The following is an 18,874-nucleotide window of genomic DNA, read 5'->3' on the forward strand; positions in this document are numbered from 1 at the left end:
CCGGATGTCGTTTGTCTATGCGGCTGGACGGCCGATTTGTGCTTCATGCGCCCTACTAGACCGTACACGCACAATCTTCGGAGGGGTATGATCGCGCTGTTTTTTATGTTGAAAATCAGTGATTTGATGGTGCCGCATGGGTGACTCGAACACCCGACCTACGCATTACGAATGCGTTGCTCTACCAGCTGAGCTAATGCGGCCTAAACCAATCATGCGCGCTACTTTTGCGCTACTTTTCTTACCTCTGGCAACCTAACTCACTGCTTTGCTTCGTGTTCCGCAATTAGGGCACCTAATTACGAATGCGTTGCTCTACCAGCTGAGCTAATGCGGCCCTTGAAATAAGGCGCCGGAACGTAACCGCGAACGCGCCAATCCGCAATATCCCAAATGCGCTCTGTTTCAGCGCGTTTTCCGGTCAGAAAATCCCGCGGTGGGTCGTCTAGCTTCGCGCCGCCAGCATTTCCTTGATCCGGGCGGCCGCCGGTGTAGCCAGGCGATCAAAGGACGGCGATAGCGCTTCAAGTTCCGGGCTGGCGGCGGCCGCATCATTGGTCACGACGAGGTCGGCTTCATTTTTTCCCGGTTCCGTATGCGCCAGGTGCATGGGTCGCACGGTGCGCAGATACTGGGTCACCACAGATTCAACGCTTCGCCCCCGTTCGCGGACATCGCGTAACAAACGCCGGGCCAGACGGATATCAGCCGGCGCATCCACAAAGATCGAAAAATCATAGAGGTCGCGCAAAATGGGGTCGGCCAGAACGTGAATGCCCTCGACAATAATCACATCTGCAGGCTTCACTTCCCGGGTCTGTGTCAGCCGCTTGTGGGTCAGAAAATCATAAAGCGGGGCATGAATGGTCTTGCCGGCTTTCAGCTTTCGCAACTGTTCGCTCATCAAGGCATGATCATGGGCGGCGACGTCGTCAAAATTGAAGCGCTGGGGGTCAAAGCCCGGCTCGTCGGCATGGTTGCCATAATACTCGTCTTCGCCAATCAGGCGCACGTCATTGGGGGTGAGTTGGCGGCGGAGCGCATCTGCAAACGTCGACTTGCCTGACGCCGAACCGCCTGTCACCGCGACAATCAAGGGTGTCATGCGTCAACCTCATCGATACCCGGATCATCCGGCGGACGCGGGGCATCGTAGAATTCGGGTGCAGACCCGGCCTTCCTGACCGGCCTCGGGGCTTCCAGAAGTGCATTTTCCGGAACGGCACCGGCGGCAATCTCGAAGCGCTCATAGCGCGGATGGGTCATGCGGCCCTCATCGCCATAGGCATAGACCATGCGCTTCCAGTCATCCGGGGAGTAGGAAAAAGCCCGGCCCTCACCGTCTATGTCTGACCAGTCGGCCTCACCGGGTGCATGCGAAGCGCGTGTCATCCAGCGGCGCGCGGCGGCATCATCATCTTCCTGACGGGCCAGACGGGAGGCCAGAGCGCAAAGCCGCGCCGTTGGCGTACCCATATTCAAAAGCGGATCCAGAACCGCTCTCGCGGCTTCGGCCTGCGAGGCATCAAGGGCGGCTTCCGCCAGCAGCAATTTTGACTCGCGGTGCTCCGGCCGCGTCGCGGCCAGCATGCGCAAGCGTTCAGCTCTTTTGGCTCTTGTGTCCGACTTTCGCAAATCACCCAGCGCCCGGGCCAGCGCCGGATGAGGCTCGGCCGCCCAGGCGGTTTTGATCAGCTCTTCGGCACGTTTATGTTTCCGGCTCGCCGCTAGAAGGCGGGCGGCGAGCACCACGGCAGGGGCAAATCCCGGTGCCGAGGCGGCCGCACGTTCAGCCAGGGGCCGCGCAGTATCAGGCTCCGCATTTTCGCACTCCAGCGCTCTGGCCGTCAGCAGAACAGCCCGCCGCCGCCGGGCACGGTCGAGCGGAATACGGCGGCGCTTTTCGCCTTCGCTCAGCGTTTCAAGTGCGGCCGTCCAATCGCCTTGCGCGACCTGGGCATCGAACAGGGCGTCAAACGTCCAGCTCGCCGATCTGGACTGATCGAATGCGGCCTTCGCGTAGCTCGCAGCCTCGGCATGCGCGCCGCGTTCCCGAGCGATCTGGGCCAGGCCACGCTGGGCGACCAGCTTCGATTTTGGATCTTCCAGCATGGCTTCGTAATGGGCTTCGGCGCCCGGAAGATTGCCGGCAGACTCTGCGGCCCGGGCGGCCAGAAGGCGGGACAGCGCCGGCCGGTCGAGCAGAGCGTCGGCCCGAGCCGCCTGGCGGACTGCCACTTCGCCTTCTCCGGCTGCTGCGGCGATGAGGGCGTTCTCGAGCGCGTCGAAGCCCTTCTCCTTGCGTCGGCGGCGGCTGAATTCCCGGAATTTGTCCGGCGCGGTCCACAGGATGAAAATCGCCCAGATCGCGACGAAAAGCAGAAAGGTGCAAACCAGCAAAAGCGCCATGGCCAAGGCAAACGGCATCTGGCCTTCCATACCCAGAAACTCGAAACTGACGGATCCGGGGTTGAGGGTCAGGAAGACGCTCAGTGCGCAGGCGACAATGATCGCGATGACAACAAGGATGAGGCGGATCATAACGGGTCAGCTCCGGTCTCGGCAGCCGCCTCTGTCAGCGCGGACCGCAATTCATCCAGCGCCGTATTGATGGCAAGCCGTGCGCGGGCCTGAACCAGCCAGCTTTGTGCCGCCTCCAGAGGCGCGCCTTCCAGTTGTTCGGTCAGAAGCACGGCCCCGGCGAGATCATTTCGATCCAGCCGCTCATGCGCCAGAACAACCCGCGCCAACGGGCTGGCTTCGCTTCCCGATGACGGACGAAGCTCGATCAGGCCGAAGAAAACACGATTGGTACCGATGGCGTCTTCGATCTCTTGCCGGGGATAGGCATTCACCAGCATTTCGACATCCGGCACGCCGGACCGGGCATGCGCGGATAACAGGTTGAGTTGTGGCTGGTTCCGCCAAAGCCGGGCCAGGGCTGCGCGTTCAGCCTCAAATGGCTGTCCGCTGCGGGCGGATTCGATCAGGGCCACCAGAGCCAGCGAGCGGGCGGCCAGTTGCCGGCCGGATATATCACCAGCGACGCTCTGGCTTTGTTGCTCCGATTGGCGGGCCTCCAGCACGTCGATGCGCTCGCGCAGTGCGCTCAGGTCAACCGGCGCCGCTGTCTCGAGCGCATCAAGTCGGGATACCAAAGGCTCCGCATCGAAGGGTTCAGCAGGCATTGCGGATTCAAGAGCGGACAAACGTGATTCGATCGCCGACAGATCAACAGGCGCAGATCCTGCGGGCTCGGCGTTTTCAAGAGCGGTCAGCCGCGTCTCCAGCGCCGTGAGCACGGCCGGATCAAGGCCCCCACTACTCTCTCCGAGTTGATCGAGCGCCTGATTGGCCAGCGCGGAATTTTGCGCAACTGCGCTTTCCAGCGCATCAAACCGCCGGGCGATGTCCGGGTCTCCGGAATTGGCCGGCGTCACAGCTTCCAGCGCCTCCAGCCGGGTCTCGACGCCTGACAGATCCACCGGTTCCGGCTCGGGTGGCGGAACCGATTCCAGAGCAGTCAGTCGCGCTTCAAGCTCCGCCGGATCAAAAGCGACGGCATCCGGGGAAGACTCAATATCCGCAAGGCGGCTGCGCAATTCACTCAGCACGGTCTGATCCGAACCCCGTTCGTCAAGCGTCCATGCGATCCACCCGCCCAGACCCGCCCCCACGATGGCGGCGAACAGGAAGGTCAGAAAATAGCCGCCGATACCGCCGGATTTTCGCGGTTTTTGAGAGCGTGCAGCGTCTTCGGCCGGTTCAAACTCGGCATCGACGGGTTCGGGTTCAGTCGGATCACTCATATCTATCCAGCCCATGGCTGATTCGCCTTAACGAAACCATGCTGACGACTGTCATGCTAGAGGTCAAAACCAATCCGGCCCAGCATGTCATTCTCATTGGGTGTTTCCGCCACTTTTACGGCGGCCCAGTCAGACCGCACCAGCCCGTTTGCGGCCGCCTGACTGATCGCGACCGCGATCACCGTATTGAGATGGTCTGACAGGTCTGCATCCTCGACCAGCGCGGTAAAGGCGACCGCGGCGCGTTGGGAATGGAACAAGGCGACGGCCAATTCCCGTTGCCGGATGAGTTGCGCCGCCTTCTTTGGAAGCTGGTTTTTGGCCACGGCTTCGTAAATCACCGCCTCATCAACCTCGTAACCGCGCGCCTGCAGGGCTCCGGCGATATCATGCGCCGTGTGTGCGCCGCGCAAATGCAAAAGCCGATGCCGCCCCGGAACCAGCCGCGCCTCGCAAAGCGCGATCAGGTCGTTGGCATCCCCGCCCGCGGACCGGACTTTTGAAAACCCGGCTTCCAGAGCGGCAGCTGCCGTGGCATCACCGACGCAAAATGCCGGAAGATCGGTTTCGCTTCGGCCCGAAAGCCAGGCGCGCACGCCGTTGGGACTTGTAAACAAGAGTGCGCTGATCCGGCTCAGGCCGACCTCGATTTCGTCGGCAAACTGCACCTGCAACATGGGCGCGATAACCGGCTCAGCCCCGCGCCGGCTCAGCTGTTCGGCGGTTTTCGAGGCACCGGGCTCGGATCGTGTGATCAATACCTTCATGAGGCCTCGATCACCTTTGCCAGGCGTGCGCCGCCGGCCCGCTTGATGGCTTCGCCGAGGTCGCGGCCAAGCGCTTCCGCGTCCGCAAAAGTGCCGGAGCGTTGCGCCTGCCAGCGCGCACTGCCGTCCGGAAGCAGGGCCTCGCCGCGGATCGAGAGCGTGTCGCCATCCAGGGTGGCGTGGGTGGCGAGCGGTGTCCGGCAGGAGCCATCCAGCGCCGCCAGAAAGGCCCGCTCCGCCGTTATGGCGAAAGCGCTGGGCAGATGATTGAGCGTCAGAACAGCACGCGCCGCATCGGCATCATCCGCGCGAATGACCAGACCGATGGCCGCCTGGCCGGCGGCGGGAAGCATCGTGTCCATATCACAGGGCGGGAAGGTGCCTTGTTCACGCCCGAGGCGCTTCAGCCCGGCGAGCGCCAGGAAGGTGGCATGCACCTCGCCACTTCTCAGCTTGCCCAGCCGGGTATCGACATTGCCGCGCAGGGTAACGATTTCCAGATCCGGGCGGAGCGCGAGTGCTTGCGCCTGGCGCCGCAAGCTGGCTGTGCCCAGCCGTGCGCCGCGCGGCAGGTCGGCAAGCTGCGCGCTACCATGAGCGGTGAGCAGCACATCCCGCGGATCCTCACGCTCCAGAATGGCGGCCAGCACCAGCCCGGCGGGTAATTGTGTCGGCACATCCTTCATCGAATGCACTGCGATGGCGGCGGCACCTGTCAGCAAGGCGTCGTCTATTTCCTTTGTAAACAGGCCCTTACCGCCCGCATCGATCAGCTTTCGATCGGTCAGCTTGTCGCCGGTCGAGACCAGAGCGTGAATTGGAAAATCATCCGCTGTAGCGCCAAATGCAGAGACGAGCCCGTCCTGAACCAGATGGGCCTGAGCCAGCGCCAGAGGAGATTTTCGCGTCGCAAGCGAGAGTGGGAAGCGCAAAGGCACGTTGCTTTATCCTGTTCAGGCAGAGTATCGAACTTGTCATGGACTTAGACTCCTCACCACCCGTCGCGCAAGACAAAGCCTTCACCGTTCTCGGGCTGGAATCCAGCTGTGATGAAACGGCAGCCGCCATTGTGCGGTTGGGCCCTGATGGTTGCGTGCAGGTCCTGGCTGAAAAAGTGCGCGGCCAGAACGAGGCGCACGCGCCCTATGGCGGTGTCGTGCCCGAGATTGCCGCCCGGGCTCATGCAGAAGTCATGGACGTTCTGGTCAGACAGGTTCTGGATAAAGCCGGTATCTCGCTGGACTCGCTGGATGGCATTGCCGCTACATCAGGTCCCGGCCTGATTGGCGGGGTGATGGCGGCCCTGATGACGGCAAAGGGATTGGCCCTAGGTGCCGGCAAGCCGCTGATCGCCGTGAATCATCTTGAGGGCCACGCCCTGTCGCCGCGCCTGTCTGAGCCTCTGGCGTTTCCGTATTTGTTGCTTCTGGTGTCGGGTGGGCACACACAATTGCTCATTGCGGAAGATGTCGGTCGCTATCATCGCTTGGGCTCGACCATGGACGATGCGGCCGGTGAGGCTTTCGACAAAACCGCAAAAGTGATGGGGCTCGGATTTCCGGGAGGGCCGGCGTTGGAAAAAATCGCAAGATCCGGAAATCCGGATCGCTTTGAATTGCCGACCCCGCTGGGTAATCGCCCGGGGCATGACTTTTCCTTTGCCGGGTTGAAGACCGCTGCGCGTCAGATCTGGGACGGCCTGTCCGTACCGACAAGTGTTGACAGGGCTGACTTGGCGGCGTCCATGCAGCGGCAGATTGCCCGGTCACTCGCCAATCGCTCTTCTAATGCCATGAAATATTTCATGGAGACATATACTGACATAAGCGATTATGTGTTTGTCGTCGCTGGCGGTGTGGCGGCGAATCAGACCGTGCGGCAGGCTTTGCAGGAAACGGCTACTTCGCGCGGGTTTCGCTTGATGGCGCCGCCCATGAAGTGGTGCACGGACAATGCGGCCATGATTGCACTGGCCGGTGCCGAGCATCTGCGCCGGGGCGAGGTCGATGATTTGTCGGCGCCCGCCCGGGCCCGCTGGCCTTTGGACGCGGCATCGGCCAAGCTGGATCCAGCGATTGGTTCAGGTCGGAAAGGGCCCAAGGCATGAGCGATTATCAATCGATTGGCGTGATTGGAGCGGGTGCCTGGGGCACGGCTCTGGCCCAGACCGCGGCGATTGCCGGGCGGGACGTCACGATCTGGGCTCACGAAGAGAGCGTCGCGGAGAGCATAAATCGGGAGCGGACCAACCCGGCCTATCTGCCGAATGTCGAACTCCACGCCAATATCCGCGCGTCAGGCGATCTGTCGGAGCTTTCCGCCTGTGGGGCCGTTCTGGCAGTGGCACCGGCGCAGCATATGCGGGGCGTGCTCGGACAGTTTGCGCCGCATGCGACCGAAGCACTGCCAGTCCTCCTCTGCTCGAAGGGCATCGAGCAATCTTCGCTGAAACTGATGACGGACGTGCTGGCCGAGGAAATTCCGGCCGCCATTCCTGCGGTTCTGTCCGGACCCAGCTTTGCGATAGACGTCGCGAACGGCCTACCCACCGCCGTGACACTGGCGACCGGCTATAAATCGCTGGGCCATGCCCTGATGGAGGCCATCGGGACGCCGCGTTTCCGGCCTTACTGGTCTGGCGATCTGATCGGGGCTGAAGTGGGGGGGGCCGTGAAAAACGTCCTCGCGATTGCCTGCGGCATCGTTGAAGGCCGCGAATTGGGCAAATCAGCCCATGCCGCCCTGATTTCCCGCGGTTTTGCCGAGATGACGCGTCTGGCCGTCGCCATGGGCGCCGAGCGGGAAACACTCTCTGGCCTTTGTGGACTGGGCGATCTCGTTCTGACCTGCTCCTCGCCGCAATCGCGCAACATGTCCTGCGGCATGGCGCTGGGGCGCGGCGAAACACTCGACAGTGTTCTGTCGGCGCGAAAAGCGGTGACCGAGGGCGTCTCATCGGCTCCCGCAATTGCAGCGCTGGCAGACAAACATGATGTCGATATGCCGATCTGCGCTGCGATGAATGCCATTTTATCGGGCAAGGTGACCGTAGACCAAGCCATGGAGGAGCTGTTATCCCGCCCCTTCACGGTGGAAGGCACATAATGGCGTTTGTCGTCAGGGCAACAGACCGGGCCGGCGCACTGGAAATCCGCAAGGCCAACCGGGAAGCGCATCTCGAATTCCTGAAGGCGGCAGGTGATCGGCTCTTGCTGGCCGGGCCGTTACTGACCGGGGCGGGCGAGATGGCGGGCAGCCTGCTGATTGTTGATTTTGACACCGCCGCAGCCGTCACCGAATGGCTCGCGGCCGACCCCTATTCCAACGCCGGCCTGTTCGAAAGCGTCGAGATTACCGGCTTCAAGCCGGTGCTCGCAAACTTTCCGGCTCAATGATGGAATTGCCGCCGTCCGGAACCCTTCTCGGCCGCATCAGTGACTTGCCGGATTCCGGCGGGCTGGAAGCGGACTGGGACGCAGCACCGCTCTTTCTCGTACGCAAGGGCGCAGACATTCGCTGTTTCGTGAATATCTGCCCCCATGCCGGCCGCGCCCTCTCTCTCCCGGACGGACGGGTCTTTCTGCACAAGGGCGAACATATTCTCTGCCCGGTTCACGGCGCGACATTCGAGGTATTGTCCGGCAAATGCACGGGCGGGCCTGCAGGCGAACCCCTGAAATCTGTCCCGATCCGGCTGGACGGCGACACGATCCGCGCCGCCTAGCCCGTCCGCATAAACCGGACCTCGTCCATACCTGTCTGGCCATGGGTCATGTCACCCAACGTCACAAAGCCGCGGGTATGGCTAGTCATTGGAGCGGAAGAACGCGGTCGCCTCGGAAACCAGCGAATCCCGCGCCGCCAGCGTGATGGTTTCGCCCTTCTCCGGGGTGGCCTGGGATGGATCCGAGCCGATCCGGCCATCGGGAAAGGTTTTCCGGTAATCATCGGCATCGGCAAAGTCGCCGTCCGGGGCGATCTTTGGCGTCATCTCGACCCGCTTCACGGAGTCCGGATAGCCGTAATACGTCACCGCCACCTCGGAGGCTGTGGCATGAGAGCCGTCTCCGACCGGGAATATCTCCCGGCAAACCTTCATGACACCGGGCAGGTCCCACCAGTTCCGGCTTTGTAGACGGTAGGGGCAGGGCTCTCCCGCCAGCGACCAGTTCGAATAGCTTTCGGCGATCGCCGCCTGAATGGTCGGCACATTGCCGCCATGACCGTTCAGGAAGTAGATCCGCTCGAACCCATGACGGACCAGGCTGTCTATCCAGTCCTGCAGGGCGGCAATCATGGTCGAGGGCCGGAGCGTGATGGTTCCGGAAAACCCGAGATGATGCTGGGCGATGCCGACATTGAAGGTCGGGGCGATCAGAAGGTCCGAGGCTTTGCTGGCTTCGTGAGCGATGATCTCCGGGCACAGCGCATCCGTCCCCAGCAGCCCGTTGGGGCCGTGCTGTTCGGTCGAGCCGATCGGAATGATGATCCCTCTGGAGTGTTCCAGATAGGTGTCGATTTCCTGCCAGGAGGATTGATGCAGCAGCATGTCGTGACCTCTTTTAGTGTCTGGCAGAAGGGCTACGCGTCACGCTGGCCTATGGCAAGTCATTCAATTCAGCCCGGCTCAAGCGGACCAAAATTGGCGGCAAACTGTGTTCACGAAACTGTGCACGCAACGCCGCTTGTCTTGACGCGATAATCGGCGAGGATGCCGCCAAACCAATACGGGGGAAACTTATGAGACTGGCAATTTCAATTCTGGCACTGGCTGTCTTGTCGGCCTGCTCTGCAAACTCGACGGATCATATCACCCTGGCGGTGAACGATTCAGGCCGCCCGGAAGCCGACATGCAACGGGATGCCGGACGGCACCCGGCGGAAATGCTGACCTTTGCCGGCGTTCAACCCGGCTGGCGTGTGGCCGATCTGGGTGCTGGCAGTGGCTATTATTCGCGCATCCTGTCCGGCGCTGTCGGCATGGACGGCGAAGTCATTTCCGAGAATATGGACTGGATCGTCGAACGCTTTCCAAATGCGGACGCCGCCATTGCCGCACTCGAAGCAGAACGCGACAACGTCACGCGCCTTGTTTCACCCGTCCCGTCCATTCTGGATGATTATGAGAACGAGCTGGATGCGGCCTTCATGATGCTGATCTATCATGATCAGGCATGGGCACAGGAGGGCTTCGAGGCGCCGACCCGCGAAGACCGGATTGCCATGAACCAGTCCATTTTCAATGCCTTGCGTCCTGGCGGCGTTTATCTTGTTGTCGACCATCGCGCCGAAGATGGAACCGGTGATAGCGTCATTGGCGACTATCACCGCATCGACGAGGCCTTCGTTCGCGAAGAGATCGAGGCCGTAGGCTTCGAGCTGGCCGACGAATCCGACATTCTCTCCAATCCGGACGATACGCGGACGATTTCCGTCTTCGACCCGTCCATTCGCGGCAATACGGATCGCTTTGTGCTTCTGTATCGCAAACCGCTTTGATTGAGCCATTGATTATGGTAAATTGGGTGTGCGAGCTGAGTTAGGCTGAAAGGTCAGACACGGTTAGGCAATGATCGGGCGGCGCGTCGCTATGCGGATGTGCCGCCCGTTCTGTATGTGGGCCCCATTTACGATCACACATTCTCGACAACAAACACACCATCCGCATTGACGCCCGGAGCCTTGACGATGGCCGGTTGCAGCGCTTTCAAGAAGCGCTCATCGCCCTTGTTGGCCTTGACCGCCATTGACGGTTTTTCTTTCTGGAAGACCGCATAGGCGCACAAATCGGCCGCCTGAATCAACAGGCTCCGCTTTGAATCCTGATGCTGGGGCAATTCAATAACGTGTTTGAGCGGCTTGTTGTGGATGCGTGTCTTTCTGCGCCACCAGCCATAGGTCTCCGTCACGGGCCGTTCACGCCGCAAGGCCCGCACCAGCTTGTCGAGCTGCGCACTCTGGGTCCGGTCCGCAACGACAAAGCCCTGCGATCCCGCATTCCGCCCTCTTCCGCCGGCATTGGCCAGAAATCCGTCAAACTGACCCAGTTGGGCCGACCATCCGGCCCGGAACACATCGGTTTCCGGCGGCAGATTCTTCTTCCGGACCGCGCACAGGATAACGCGGACCGACTTGATATCGGCGATGCCTTTTAGCGCTGATTCGATCAACGCCACGCGCCGGGCCGAATCTCCGGGCCCTTTGCGCATGATCGTCGAGCCGCGCAGCTCCTCACTGGCTTTCAGGCCATATTGCGCGCCGAGAGACTGGCGCAGTTCAATCATCGCCTGCTCGATCTCGGACCATTTTCCCGAGGGCGCAATCAGTCCGGCCAGCACGAAAGCCGGGCTTGATCCCGGTTCCCGGCCGGTATCCCCGGACTCATCGACATACATCAAATACATGTAGCGCCACCCCTCAGGCCACAGGTTATAGTTAACACGACTCAACGTGATGACGAAAGCTGGCTCGCCTCTCGCGGGAAGGTTAAGGTGGGATCATGACAATCTGGACCTCTTTCAGGAACGGCACACGTCCGGCCCGCGCCTGGCTGAAGCGCCGCTGGGCACCGACAGCGGCGGTTGCTGCCGTCGTGGCCACAACGCTGGGCGTGATCACGGACATGGAAAGCCTTCTGAATGGCGGCGTCGCGCTTTCGCAAGCGGAAGCGGCGTCCCTGGCCCTGAGTGTGGCGTCACATCTGGAGGCCGCCTCCGTGGCCAGCGGCGGTGAAATCGATGGCAATACCGATCTGGAACGCACACTCAATACGCTCGCACGGTCCGGCGACCGCAATGTCGAGCGCGCTCTGACGGATTTGGACAACGGAAATACGGACGCCGCTTTTTCAGTGCTGGAAGACAGCGCACGCCAGCTGGAGCGGCGTCAGCCGCAGGTAGCCGCCGAGCGGTGGTTTGCGGTTGGCGTTCTGGCCGAGGCTGTCGTCCCCGAACGGGCAATGGCGGCCTATCAATCCTCCCTGACACTCGCCCCGGACAGCCCGAGGACGCTGGACCGGCTGGGCGGTCTCTATCTGGACCAGGGGGATGACGAACAGGCCGAAGCCCTGCATCGCCGCGCCCTTGAAGCCGCGATTGAAGCAGATGATGAGCCTGAACAGGCCCGGATACACTCCAGTCTCGGGTCTCTGGCCTGGATGCGCGGCGATTTTGACGACGCGGAAGAGTTTTACGACCGCGCGCTCGAGCTCGCCGACCTGAATGGCGACGTATTCCTGTCGGCGCGGCAATTGGGCAATCTCGGCCTGATTGCCATGGCGCGCGGTGAAACGGAAACGGCCGAAGCCTATTATGACCGGGCCTACAATCTTATGGAGCAGAGCGGCGACACGACAGGCATGGCGCTGGCCCGCAATAATCTCGCCAATATCTATCGCCAGCGGGGTGAGCTGGACCGGGCGGAAGACATGTACCGGCTGACGCTGTCGGAACTCGAGACCGCCGGCCAACCGCCACTCGCTGCCATGACCATTGCCAGCCTCGGAATGGTCGCGGAATCACGCGGGGACTATCAGTCCGCCCGCCGCTTCTATGAACGCAGTCTCGAACGCGCCCGGGAGTATCAATATATCCGCGCCATAGAGCGGGCGGCGCGTAGCGCGGGCTGGATGGCCATGCAGCACGGTGATCTGGGTCAGGCCCGGCAATATGCCGATGAGGCGTTGGCGGCGGCCGAACGCATTCCGGATCCCGCCAATCTGGCAGATGTCTTGATTCTCTCTGTGGGAATTGCAGCCTCGGCTGAGGACGATGCCTTGGCCCGCGCCCACGCGGCCCGCGTCTTCGAGATCATTGATGCGCGCGGCGCGCCGCCGGACACCCGGGCCTTTATTCATGATGCTCTGGCGCTGTCGGCTTTTTTTGCCGAGGACTATACGCGCGCCGAGCAGCATGTCTCCGAAGCCAGGCGCTATTATCAGGAGGCGGGCGAAATCCCGGCAGTCGCGGAACAGGAATTGCGGCTGGCTACATTGGCGTTTCGGCGCGCCGAACGTGAAGAGGGCTGCAACTGGCTGGAGGCCGCCGAGGTCAATTACGGCCGCTCCGGGGTCATCTCCGAGGCCAATCGCATGCTGGACCGCCGCGAGGAAGAAGGGTGCCCGCCGCGGGAAATTGGCGGAAATGGCAATGTCGCCGACGCGCCTGGCTAGGAGCAAATCTCCCACGGTCCCATATCCATGTGGAAATGATCCGCATGGGCGTCATTGTACTCCGGACCCAGCACGCCGGTGAAAATCTCGCAGGAACGGTCACGGACTTCCGTCAGAAAAGCGGCGTCCTCGCCGCCATTATCCCAGCGATGCACGCCGATAACGCGGCCATCCGACAGGCGGAAACCGGAAATATCAATGGCATTGGCATTGGCATGCTGGGACCAGCGGCCCGCTTGCGCCGAGTTTTCCCGGCGGCAATTATACGTTCCGTAATGCAGGATTTCCGCGACCTCCGCATCAAGATGGCGCGCTGCTGCAGGTGCGACAATCTCGCGCTCCCAGATGTAGAGCGCCGCCGCCAGCGCGCAGGAAGCCACCGGCGGCTCCGGATTCGCATAGTCCAGATTTGAGGTGGAAATCTGGACACCGGCCTGCCAGCGGCATTCCGGCGTTGGAGAGCTCGGCTCGACTTCGGCATAGCTCATATTCGATCCATCCAGCGCGGCGATACAGGCTTGCGGGTCGTCGCGAAGGGCGCGGATTTGCTCAGAGGTAAACAGCCGGATGGGCTCTTCCAGATCGGCTTCACCCCAGGCGCTGGCACCATTCGGCATTTGTTCAATATAGAAAAACACGCCCAGAATGCCCAGCAGCGCAAAGATCAGGATGAAGCCGCGCAGCGCGATCTGGACCGGCAGGCTGCTGCCGCCCCAGATGTCGGTCTTGCGCGGCGTTGTGGTCCGCCGCGAGGGAGTTTTCGGGTCATTAGACATGTCAGCTACGTCTAAAGCGGAACTTTTGGGCCATTTTCAGGCACGACAATCGCGTAAATCAGGCTGTCGCGCACGCCGATATGGGTCGACCAATTGCCCTTGAGCCGGCCTTCATAGCTCAGACCCAGCCGCTCGATCAGCTTTATGGAGGCCTGATTGTCGGGATCCACATCCGCCCACACGCGCTGGAAACGGCGAACTGTCAGGGCGTGTTCCAGCATCTTCGAGGCCGCCTCAAAGGCGATGCCCTGCCCCTGCGCATCCGACCGGAACATGAAGCCGATCTCGGCCTGATTATTGTCCTTGTCCATCAAAATGACCCAGCCAACGGCCTTGCCGGGTTCGGTTTTTCGTTCCACCGCCCAGCACTGGCACCCATCCCCATGGGCATTCCAGGCAAGGTAATCATAGACTTCAGCAACCGTCTGCATCGGCCCGCGCGACCAGTAGCGCATATTGGCCTCGTCCGAGACCGCCGGGAAAAGCGCTTCGGCATCGTCCTGACGGATGCCACGCAATACCAGCCGTTCGGTTTCATAGACGGGGACAGGATGGCCTGCTTCTCGTTCGGAGAGCTCGTCCGCGGTCAGCGTCAGAACCACTTCCGGAAAGCGCTCTTCGATGCAGTCCCGCATGGTTCCGAAACAGGGAAGGTCACCGAGGCCTTCATTTTCCCAGCACTTCTGCCGCAGTTCTTCTGACGGCCAGCGCGCATAGGACCAGAACAGCCCGTCAGCGCCTTCATGCAGACGCGCGCCATAGGAAGCACAGGTCTTGTGAATGGCTCTCGTCGCTTCCGTCCAGGCCTTGCGGAATGTGTCTTCCGTGCCCGGCGTCAGCTTCCAACGATAGAGAACAGCGGACGACATCAGCCTTTCCGCGCACTCGCACGCAGGCGCTCGCTTTCCGATTTCAGCTGCCCGCAAGCGGCAAAAATATCGCGGCCGCGCGGCGTGCGGATCGGCGAGGCATAGCCCGCCCGGTTCACGATCTCGGCAAAGGTCTCGATGGTTTCCCAGTTCGAGCACTCATACGGGCTGTCCGGCCAGGGGTTGAACGGGATCAGATTGATCTTGGACGGCACGCCCTTCAGCAGATTGACCAGCGCCCGGGCCTCGGCGGGGCTGTCGTTCACGCCCTTCAGCATGACGTATTCAAACGTCACGCGATTGGAATTATTGAGTCCCGGATAGGCCTTGATGGCGTCCATCAGCTCGGCAATCGGGTATTTCTTGTTCAGCGGCACCAGTACGTCGCGCAAATCGTCATTTGTCGCGTGCAGCGATATGGCCAGCATGGCGCGAGTGCGTGTCCCGAGCTCGGTAATTTTTGGCACGACACCGGAAGTGGAAACCGTCATCCGCCGCCGGCCAATGGCCATGCCGTCGCCATCGGACAGGATGTCGATGGAATCCGAAACTGCATCCAGATTATACAGCGGCTCGCCCATGCCCATGAAGACGATATTGGTGATCTTGCGGTTTTCCGCCGAGGTCGGCCATTCTTCCAGGTCATCGCGGGCGATAATCACCTGTGCCGCAATCTCCTGGGCTGTCAGATTGCGGACCAGTTTCTGGGTACCGGTATGACAGAAGGTGCAATTGAGCGTGCAGCCCACCTGGCTGGAAACGCAGAGCGCGCCGGATTTGCCGACATCGGGAATATAGACGGTTTCACACTCCACGCCCGGTGCGAGGCGGATCAGATATTTGCGTGTGCCATCGACCGAGACCAGCCGTTCAACAATTTCAGGCCGCGACAGCACATATTTTTCCGCCAGAACTGCACGTTGCTCCTTCGCAATATTGGTCATCGCCTCGAAATCGGTGACGCCGTGATGATGCACCCAGCGCCAGACCTGCTCGGCGCGCATTTTCGCCTTGCGATCCTCCACGCCCGCCGCCTTCATCGCCTCCAGCATCTGGGGACGCGTCAGCCCGGCGAGGGAGCGTGGACCTGCCACCGGTTTCGCGGAGGGGTCGTATATGTTGAGTGCAGCCGCCATGGGAGCGCGGACATAATGCATATTTGACGCAAAGGCGAGGGGGTGACCGATTGAAGCCTGCGGGCGTAGCGGTTATCGAATGGGGCCATGAAACTGACGCTTTATCCGCTGTCGAAAGAAATGCCACAGGTGCGCCCGGCAGATCCGCGCCGGCAATGGATGGACGACACGCCTGAAAGCTTTGCCTATCGCTGCCTGCCCTTGGCGCTGGCCAATCAGCATGGCTGGGAGGTGACAACACCGGCCGGATTTACCGCGACCTGGAATGGCGGAAACCTGCCATCCGATGTCTCGATCACATTTGATACGCCTCAAACAAAAAGCCTGTCGGGCGCGCCGCTTGCCAATTTCGGCTCCGGCGTTCTGACCTTCGAGCTTCACTTCCTTTTACGCACCCCGCCGGGCTGGAATATCTTCGTGACGGGCCCGATGAATGGCATCAAGCACGGTATTGCGCCCCTTTCGGGTGTGATCGAGACGGACTGGAGCCCTATTACTTTTACCATGAACTGGCGCTTCACCGCGCCCGACTGCCCCGTGCGGTTCGAGGCGGGCGAGGCTGTGGCGCACTTCTTCCCTGTAAGGCGGGATCTGTTCGAGAAGTTCGAGCCGGCGCTCGATCACCTCAATCGTGACCCGAAAACCTATGAGCAATTCATGCGATGGCGTGACAGCCGGCAGGACTTTGCTAAACGCCTCGTTGAACTGGAGGCGAATGCGGTCGAGGAAAAATGGCAGAAAACCTATTATCGCGGCCTGCGGCCTGACGGTTCGGCCGGTGCAAAGGATCACAAGATCAAGCTGCGGGTGAAGCCCTTCAAAAAGCCATCCCGCTGATCAGCAAAGCGCATCAACCCTTTGCAGGGCGGCCGTTACCCCGGTGAGCGAGAAGAGATAGGCGGTCGCCGTGCCGCGCTGGCTTGTGGCCTCGATGCGCATCTCCGCGCCGCGCCGCATTTCGCGGATCAGATCGCCTTCATCATCGAGGTCCTCGAGAAATCCGTCTTGTCCGGCGGCAAACATCTGATACCGGCTGGAGCCGACACGCGCTCGCGGTGGCGTTTCCGGACGCAAGGTATAGCCGGAAACAAAGCGTGGCTGGTCTTCGGCGGCCCCATTGGCCCATGTCGATATCACAAAAAACACTTCGCCATGATCGACATTGGTCGGTGTCATTTCAATGGGCCGGCTGGCGGCATAGCAGACCTGGCCGTTATCGGTATCAATGGTGAAAACAAGCCAGTCGCCATAGGCTCCGCGATTCTGCGCCTCCTGGGCCAGGCCAGGGCCCGTAAAAGCGGCGAACAGGGCAATCATCAGAAATCGAAAACGCATGGTGAAATTTGGCTCCGTTGTCGCAGACCGTCATACCATCCCTGCAATGCGGCGCTTTATGGGCAGTTAATGGCGAAACCACTTCCCGCTTCAGGTGCATATCTGTTAGGCAATTATGGCGCTGAGCAAAAGCGGTGAATGAAGGATTTCGCGTGCCAGACTCATCTAGACAGGATGCAAGCCTGCCCGGCCGGGATCAGCTGGACGCCTGGGTGGAGGCTTGCGCGAAATCAGATCGTTCGGCTTTTGCGGCCCTGTTCGAATTTTATGCGCCGCGCGTGAAGGGCTATCTGAAACGTCTGGCGACCGATGACGCCACGGCCGAGGAGCTCGCGCAGGAAGTGATGCTGACGGTCTGGCGCAAAGCGGGACAGTTTGATTCCCGGCAGGCCTCTGCGTCGACCTGGATTTTCCGGATCGCCCGGAACCGGCGGATTGATATGGCCCGAAAGGCAGCGCGGCCCGACCTTGATCAGGACGAGCCCTTGCTGCAGCCCGTTGCCGAGGAGCTGCCGGATAATGCCGCTCATGCGCGTGATCGCGAGGGGCGTGTGCGTGAGGCCTTGAAATTGCTTCCTGAAGACCAGGTTCGTCTTTTGCGTCTGGCATTTTTTGAGGGATTGTCGCATTCGGAAATCGCTGAACGCGAAGACGTCCCGCTCGGCACTGTGAAGTCCCGGATAAGGTTGGCATTTGACAAATTGCGAAGCCAGCTGAACCCGGGGGATATTTAAATGCGTGTTTGCCCTTGACCCCCAGGTCAAGCGAGACATATCGAGAAATCCGAGACCGGATATAAAAGAAACCTATGACGCTGATTTCTTTAGATGACGAATTGATCGCGGCGCGCGCGTCCGGGACGCTGAGCGCGCCCATGCGTTTGCTCGTCGATACCCATGCGGTTCTGAAAAATGATGTGGCCGAAGCCGCGTTCATGTCCGATGTGATGTCAGCGGCCTTCCTGGAAAGCCTGCCGGCCGAGTCGATGGCGGATAATGCGCTCGATATCGCACTTGCCGCGATTGATGCGATCGAGGCTGGCGCGGGCGAGGCCGCCGGCACGCAATCCATTAGCCGCAAGGCCGCAGCGGAAGCAGCGGACTCCACATTCTTCGAATTGTTGAACCTGCCGGAACCTGTTCGCCAGCGCGCACTGGAAGCGGGCGCTCAATGGCGGTTCGCTGCGCCGGGCGTGCGCCGCATCGAGTTGATGCGTGAAGGCAATGCGACCGCAGAATTATTGCGGATCGAGCCGGGTCACGGCTCGCCGAGCCATACGCACGATGGCAAGGAATTCACGCTAGTCTTGGCCGGCGCTTTTGCCGATGGCATTGGCCGCTATGAAAAAGGCGATCTTTGCGCGGTGGGCGAGGAAACCACCCACCGGCCCATCGCGGAACAAGGCGAGATCTGTTTTGCGCTGGCCGTGACGGACGGATCTCTCAAATTCACAGGTGCGCTGGGCGCTGTGCAGCGCTTTCTGGGGCATTAGTGCTTTTTCGCATCCCAGTCTGAAATCGCATCCAGTCCCGGCCCGCCGGGCATGACGGGGCGTTCGGGATAGCCGCCCATACACAGTGTGCGATCGTAAAGCGTGATCGCCGCCGCGACCGAGACATTGACGCAAAACCGGGTCGGAATACGCACGATGTGATCGCACCTTGCCTGCATTTCCGCAGAAAGCGAGCCGCGTTCGCGACCCAGCACATAGGCCGCGGCGCGCGGATGCCGGAAGCTGGGCAGTTCAACAGCCTCATCGGTCAACTCGATCCCGACCAGCGAACAGCCTTTTGGCAACAGCATGTCATTCAGCGTGTCCCAGCCGTAATAGGGAACGTTTTTCAGGCTCCGCGACGTGTCGGAATCAAAGACTTTTTGTGCCTTGTGATGTGCGTTGACCGTAAAGGCGAAGCTGGCACCAAAGGCATGGGCGGTTCGCAATATGGCCCCGAGATTCATCGGCTTGGAGATTTCCTCGGCACCGATACCGAAATACCCCCTCAACGGCCGAA

At 61.0% G+C, this 18,874-nt stretch carries 21 protein-coding genes and 1 tRNA gene; 9 read left to right on the plus strand and 13 right to left on the minus strand.

Translation table 11 applies throughout. The annotated features are described in order from the left end of the window. Positions 1–127: 127 nt before the first annotated feature. From HXX25_RS11865 to hemC, 6 genes are all read right to left on the minus strand, one after another. Positions 128–203, minus strand: a tRNA-Thr gene (locus HXX25_RS11865). A 242-nt stretch (positions 204–445) separates the two neighbouring features. Next, a complete protein-coding gene (udk, locus tag HXX25_RS11870; protein WP_187166115.1) occupies positions 446–1,105 on the minus strand; it encodes a uridine kinase in 660 nt (219 codons plus the stop codon). Then, on the minus strand, positions 1,102–2,541 hold the full coding sequence (locus HXX25_RS11875; protein ID WP_187166116.1) for a heme biosynthesis protein HemY: 1,440 nt from the start codon (positions 2,539–2,541) through the stop codon (positions 1,102–1,104). The genes udk and HXX25_RS11875 overlap by 4 nt, the downstream gene beginning before the upstream one ends. After that, complete coding sequence (locus HXX25_RS11880) at positions 2,538–3,809, minus strand: COG4223 family protein (protein WP_233346691.1); 1,272 nt, start codon at positions 3,807–3,809, stop codon at positions 2,538–2,540. Before HXX25_RS11880 ends, HXX25_RS11875 begins: the two co-directional genes overlap by 4 nt. A 56-nt stretch (positions 3,810–3,865) precedes the next feature. Continuing rightward, positions 3,866–4,576 (minus strand): uroporphyrinogen-III synthase, encoded by a 711-nt coding sequence (locus HXX25_RS11885; RefSeq protein ID WP_187166118.1) that lies wholly within the window; start codon positions 4,574–4,576, stop codon positions 3,866–3,868. Beyond that, a complete protein-coding gene (gene hemC, locus HXX25_RS11890; protein WP_233346693.1) occupies positions 4,573–5,514 on the minus strand; it encodes a hydroxymethylbilane synthase in 942 nt (313 codons plus the stop codon). Before hemC ends, HXX25_RS11885 begins: the two co-directional genes overlap by 4 nt. Positions 5,515–5,552: 38 nt before the next feature. On the opposite strand from hemC, the gene tsaD reads away from it, so the two are divergent. From tsaD to HXX25_RS11910, 4 genes are read left to right on the plus strand one after another with little or no spacing between them, the layout of a single operon-like run. Further along, positions 5,553–6,683, plus strand: a complete 1,131-nt coding sequence (gene tsaD / locus HXX25_RS11895) for a tRNA (adenosine(37)-N6)-threonylcarbamoyltransferase complex transferase subunit TsaD (protein ID WP_187166119.1) — start codon at positions 5,553–5,555, stop codon at positions 6,681–6,683. Next, complete coding sequence (locus HXX25_RS11900; protein WP_187166120.1) at positions 6,680–7,681, plus strand: NAD(P)H-dependent glycerol-3-phosphate dehydrogenase; 1,002 nt, start codon at positions 6,680–6,682, stop codon at positions 7,679–7,681. Before tsaD ends, HXX25_RS11900 begins: the two co-directional genes overlap by 4 nt. Beyond that, positions 7,681–7,971: a YciI family protein gene (locus HXX25_RS11905; RefSeq protein ID WP_187166121.1), complete on the plus strand. Its 291-nt coding sequence runs from the start codon at positions 7,681–7,683 to the stop codon at positions 7,969–7,971. The genes HXX25_RS11900 and HXX25_RS11905 overlap by 1 nt, the downstream gene beginning before the upstream one ends. Further along, the gene (locus tag HXX25_RS11910; RefSeq protein ID WP_187166122.1) at positions 7,968–8,300 is read left to right on the plus strand and encodes a Rieske (2Fe-2S) protein; all 333 of its coding nucleotides are present in this window, start codon (positions 7,968–7,970) and stop codon (positions 8,298–8,300) included. Before HXX25_RS11905 ends, HXX25_RS11910 begins: the two co-directional genes overlap by 4 nt. A gap of 81 nt (positions 8,301–8,381) precedes the next feature. Here HXX25_RS11910 and HXX25_RS11915 read toward each other — a convergent pair whose 3' ends face one another. Then, positions 8,382–9,125: a creatininase family protein gene (locus tag HXX25_RS11915; protein ID WP_187166123.1), complete on the minus strand. Its 744-nt coding sequence runs from the start codon at positions 9,123–9,125 to the stop codon at positions 8,382–8,384. Positions 9,126–9,316: 191 nt separating this feature from the next. Between HXX25_RS11915 and HXX25_RS11920 the strand changes: the two genes are divergently transcribed. Beyond that, positions 9,317–10,075, plus strand: coding sequence for a class I SAM-dependent methyltransferase (locus tag HXX25_RS11920; RefSeq protein ID WP_187166124.1), 759 nt, complete (start codon positions 9,317–9,319; stop codon positions 10,073–10,075). Positions 10,076–10,209: 134 nt separating this feature from the next. Here the strand turns inward: HXX25_RS11920 and HXX25_RS11925 are convergent, their stop codons facing one another. Then, positions 10,210–10,980 carry a DUF3800 domain-containing protein gene (locus tag HXX25_RS11925; protein ID WP_187166125.1) on the minus strand — a complete coding sequence of 257 codons (771 nt, stop codon included), beginning with the start codon at positions 10,978–10,980 and terminating at the stop codon, positions 10,210–10,212. A 95-nt stretch (positions 10,981–11,075) separates the two neighbouring features. Between HXX25_RS11925 and HXX25_RS11930 the strand changes: the two genes are divergently transcribed. Continuing rightward, positions 11,076–12,746: a lipopolysaccharide assembly protein LapB gene (locus tag HXX25_RS11930; RefSeq protein ID WP_187166126.1), complete on the plus strand. Its 1,671-nt coding sequence runs from the start codon at positions 11,076–11,078 to the stop codon at positions 12,744–12,746. Here the strand turns inward: HXX25_RS11930 and HXX25_RS11935 are convergent. The 3 genes from HXX25_RS11935 to rlmN are packed head-to-tail and all read right to left on the minus strand — an operon-like array spanning position 12,743 to position 15,527. Beyond that, entirely contained in the window at positions 12,743–13,522 is a 780-nt protein-coding gene (locus HXX25_RS11935) for an extensin family protein (protein WP_187166127.1), read from the minus strand. The genes HXX25_RS11930 and HXX25_RS11935 overlap by 4 nt on opposite strands. Positions 13,523–13,533: 11 nt before the next feature. Continuing rightward, a complete protein-coding gene (locus tag HXX25_RS11940; RefSeq protein WP_187166128.1) occupies positions 13,534–14,391 on the minus strand; it encodes a GNAT family N-acetyltransferase in 858 nt (285 codons plus the stop codon). Then, positions 14,391–15,527 (minus strand): 23S rRNA (adenine(2503)-C(2))-methyltransferase RlmN, encoded by a 1,137-nt coding sequence (rlmN, locus tag HXX25_RS11945; protein ID WP_187166129.1) that lies wholly within the window; start codon positions 15,525–15,527, stop codon positions 14,391–14,393. The genes HXX25_RS11940 and rlmN overlap by 1 nt, the downstream gene beginning before the upstream one ends. An 87-nt stretch (positions 15,528–15,614) precedes the next feature. Here rlmN and HXX25_RS11950 point away from each other — a divergent pair, with 87 nt between their 5' ends. Then, on the plus strand, positions 15,615–16,364 hold the full coding sequence (locus tag HXX25_RS11950; protein ID WP_187166130.1) for a DUF6065 family protein: 750 nt from the start codon (positions 15,615–15,617) through the stop codon (positions 16,362–16,364). On the opposite strand, the gene HXX25_RS11955 is transcribed toward HXX25_RS11950, so the two are convergent. Then, entirely contained in the window at positions 16,365–16,862 is a 498-nt protein-coding gene (locus HXX25_RS11955; RefSeq protein WP_187166131.1) for a hypothetical protein, read from the minus strand. It lies immediately after the preceding gene. Between the two features lie 152 nt (positions 16,863–17,014). Here HXX25_RS11955 and HXX25_RS11960 point away from each other — a divergent pair, with 152 nt between their 5' ends. Beyond that, on the plus strand, positions 17,015–17,596 hold the full coding sequence (locus tag HXX25_RS11960; RefSeq protein ID WP_233346695.1) for a sigma-70 family RNA polymerase sigma factor: 582 nt from the start codon (positions 17,015–17,017) through the stop codon (positions 17,594–17,596). A 74-nt stretch (positions 17,597–17,670) separates the two neighbouring features. After that, complete coding sequence (locus HXX25_RS11965; RefSeq protein ID WP_187166132.1) at positions 17,671–18,354, plus strand: ChrR family anti-sigma-E factor; 684 nt, start codon at positions 17,671–17,673, stop codon at positions 18,352–18,354. Here HXX25_RS11965 and HXX25_RS11970 read toward each other — a convergent pair. Beyond that, a complete protein-coding gene (locus HXX25_RS11970) occupies positions 18,351–18,866 on the minus strand; it encodes an RNA methyltransferase (protein WP_187167847.1) in 516 nt (171 codons plus the stop codon). The two genes, HXX25_RS11965 and HXX25_RS11970, sit on opposite strands and share 4 nt — an antisense overlap. Positions 18,867–18,874 lie beyond the last annotated feature (8 nt).

The sequence above is a fragment of the Hyphobacterium sp. CCMP332 genome, assembly GCF_014323565.1.
Lineage (GTDB): Bacteria > Pseudomonadota > Alphaproteobacteria > Caulobacterales > Maricaulaceae > Hyphobacterium.

Bases quoted from the DNA above. Each gene is read 5' to 3' on its own strand.
- udk (WP_187166115.1), bottom strand. From the start codon at position 1,105: ATGACACCCTTGATTGTCGCGGTGACAGGCGGTTCGGCGTCAGGCAAG.
- HXX25_RS11875 (WP_187166116.1), bottom strand. From the start codon at position 2,541: ATGATCCGCCTCATCCTTGTTGTCATCGCGATCATTGTCGCCTGCGCA.
- HXX25_RS11880 (WP_233346691.1), bottom strand. From the start codon at position 3,809: ATGAGTGATCCGACTGAACCCGAACCCGTCGATGCCGAGTTTGAACCG.
- HXX25_RS11885 (WP_187166118.1), bottom strand. From the start codon at position 4,576: ATGAAGGTATTGATCACACGATCCGAGCCCGGTGCCTCGAAAACCGCC.
- tsaD (WP_187166119.1), top strand. From the start codon at position 5,553: ATGGACTTAGACTCCTCACCACCCGTCGCGCAAGACAAAGCCTTCACC.
- HXX25_RS11900 (WP_187166120.1), top strand. From the start codon at position 6,680: ATGAGCGATTATCAATCGATTGGCGTGATTGGAGCGGGTGCCTGGGGC.
- HXX25_RS11905 (WP_187166121.1), top strand. From the start codon at position 7,681: ATGGCGTTTGTCGTCAGGGCAACAGACCGGGCCGGCGCACTGGAAATC.
- HXX25_RS11910 (WP_187166122.1), top strand. From the start codon at position 7,968: ATGATGGAATTGCCGCCGTCCGGAACCCTTCTCGGCCGCATCAGTGAC.
- HXX25_RS11915 (WP_187166123.1), bottom strand. From the start codon at position 9,125: ATGCTGCTGCATCAATCCTCCTGGCAGGAAATCGACACCTATCTGGAA.
- HXX25_RS11920 (WP_187166124.1), top strand. From the start codon at position 9,317: ATGAGACTGGCAATTTCAATTCTGGCACTGGCTGTCTTGTCGGCCTGC.
- HXX25_RS11925 (WP_187166125.1), bottom strand. From the start codon at position 10,980: ATGTATTTGATGTATGTCGATGAGTCCGGGGATACCGGCCGGGAACCG.
- HXX25_RS11930 (WP_187166126.1), top strand. From the start codon at position 11,076: ATGACAATCTGGACCTCTTTCAGGAACGGCACACGTCCGGCCCGCGCC.
- HXX25_RS11935 (WP_187166127.1), bottom strand. From the start codon at position 13,522: ATGTCTAATGACCCGAAAACTCCCTCGCGGCGGACCACAACGCCGCGC.
- HXX25_RS11940 (WP_187166128.1), bottom strand. From the start codon at position 14,391: ATGTCGTCCGCTGTTCTCTATCGTTGGAAGCTGACGCCGGGCACGGAA.
- rlmN (WP_187166129.1), bottom strand. From the start codon at position 15,527: ATGGCGGCTGCACTCAACATATACGACCCCTCCGCGAAACCGGTGGCA.
- HXX25_RS11950 (WP_187166130.1), top strand. From the start codon at position 15,615: ATGAAACTGACGCTTTATCCGCTGTCGAAAGAAATGCCACAGGTGCGC.
- HXX25_RS11955 (WP_187166131.1), bottom strand. From the start codon at position 16,862: ATGCGTTTTCGATTTCTGATGATTGCCCTGTTCGCCGCTTTTACGGGC.
- HXX25_RS11965 (WP_187166132.1), top strand. From the start codon at position 17,671: ATGACGCTGATTTCTTTAGATGACGAATTGATCGCGGCGCGCGCGTCC.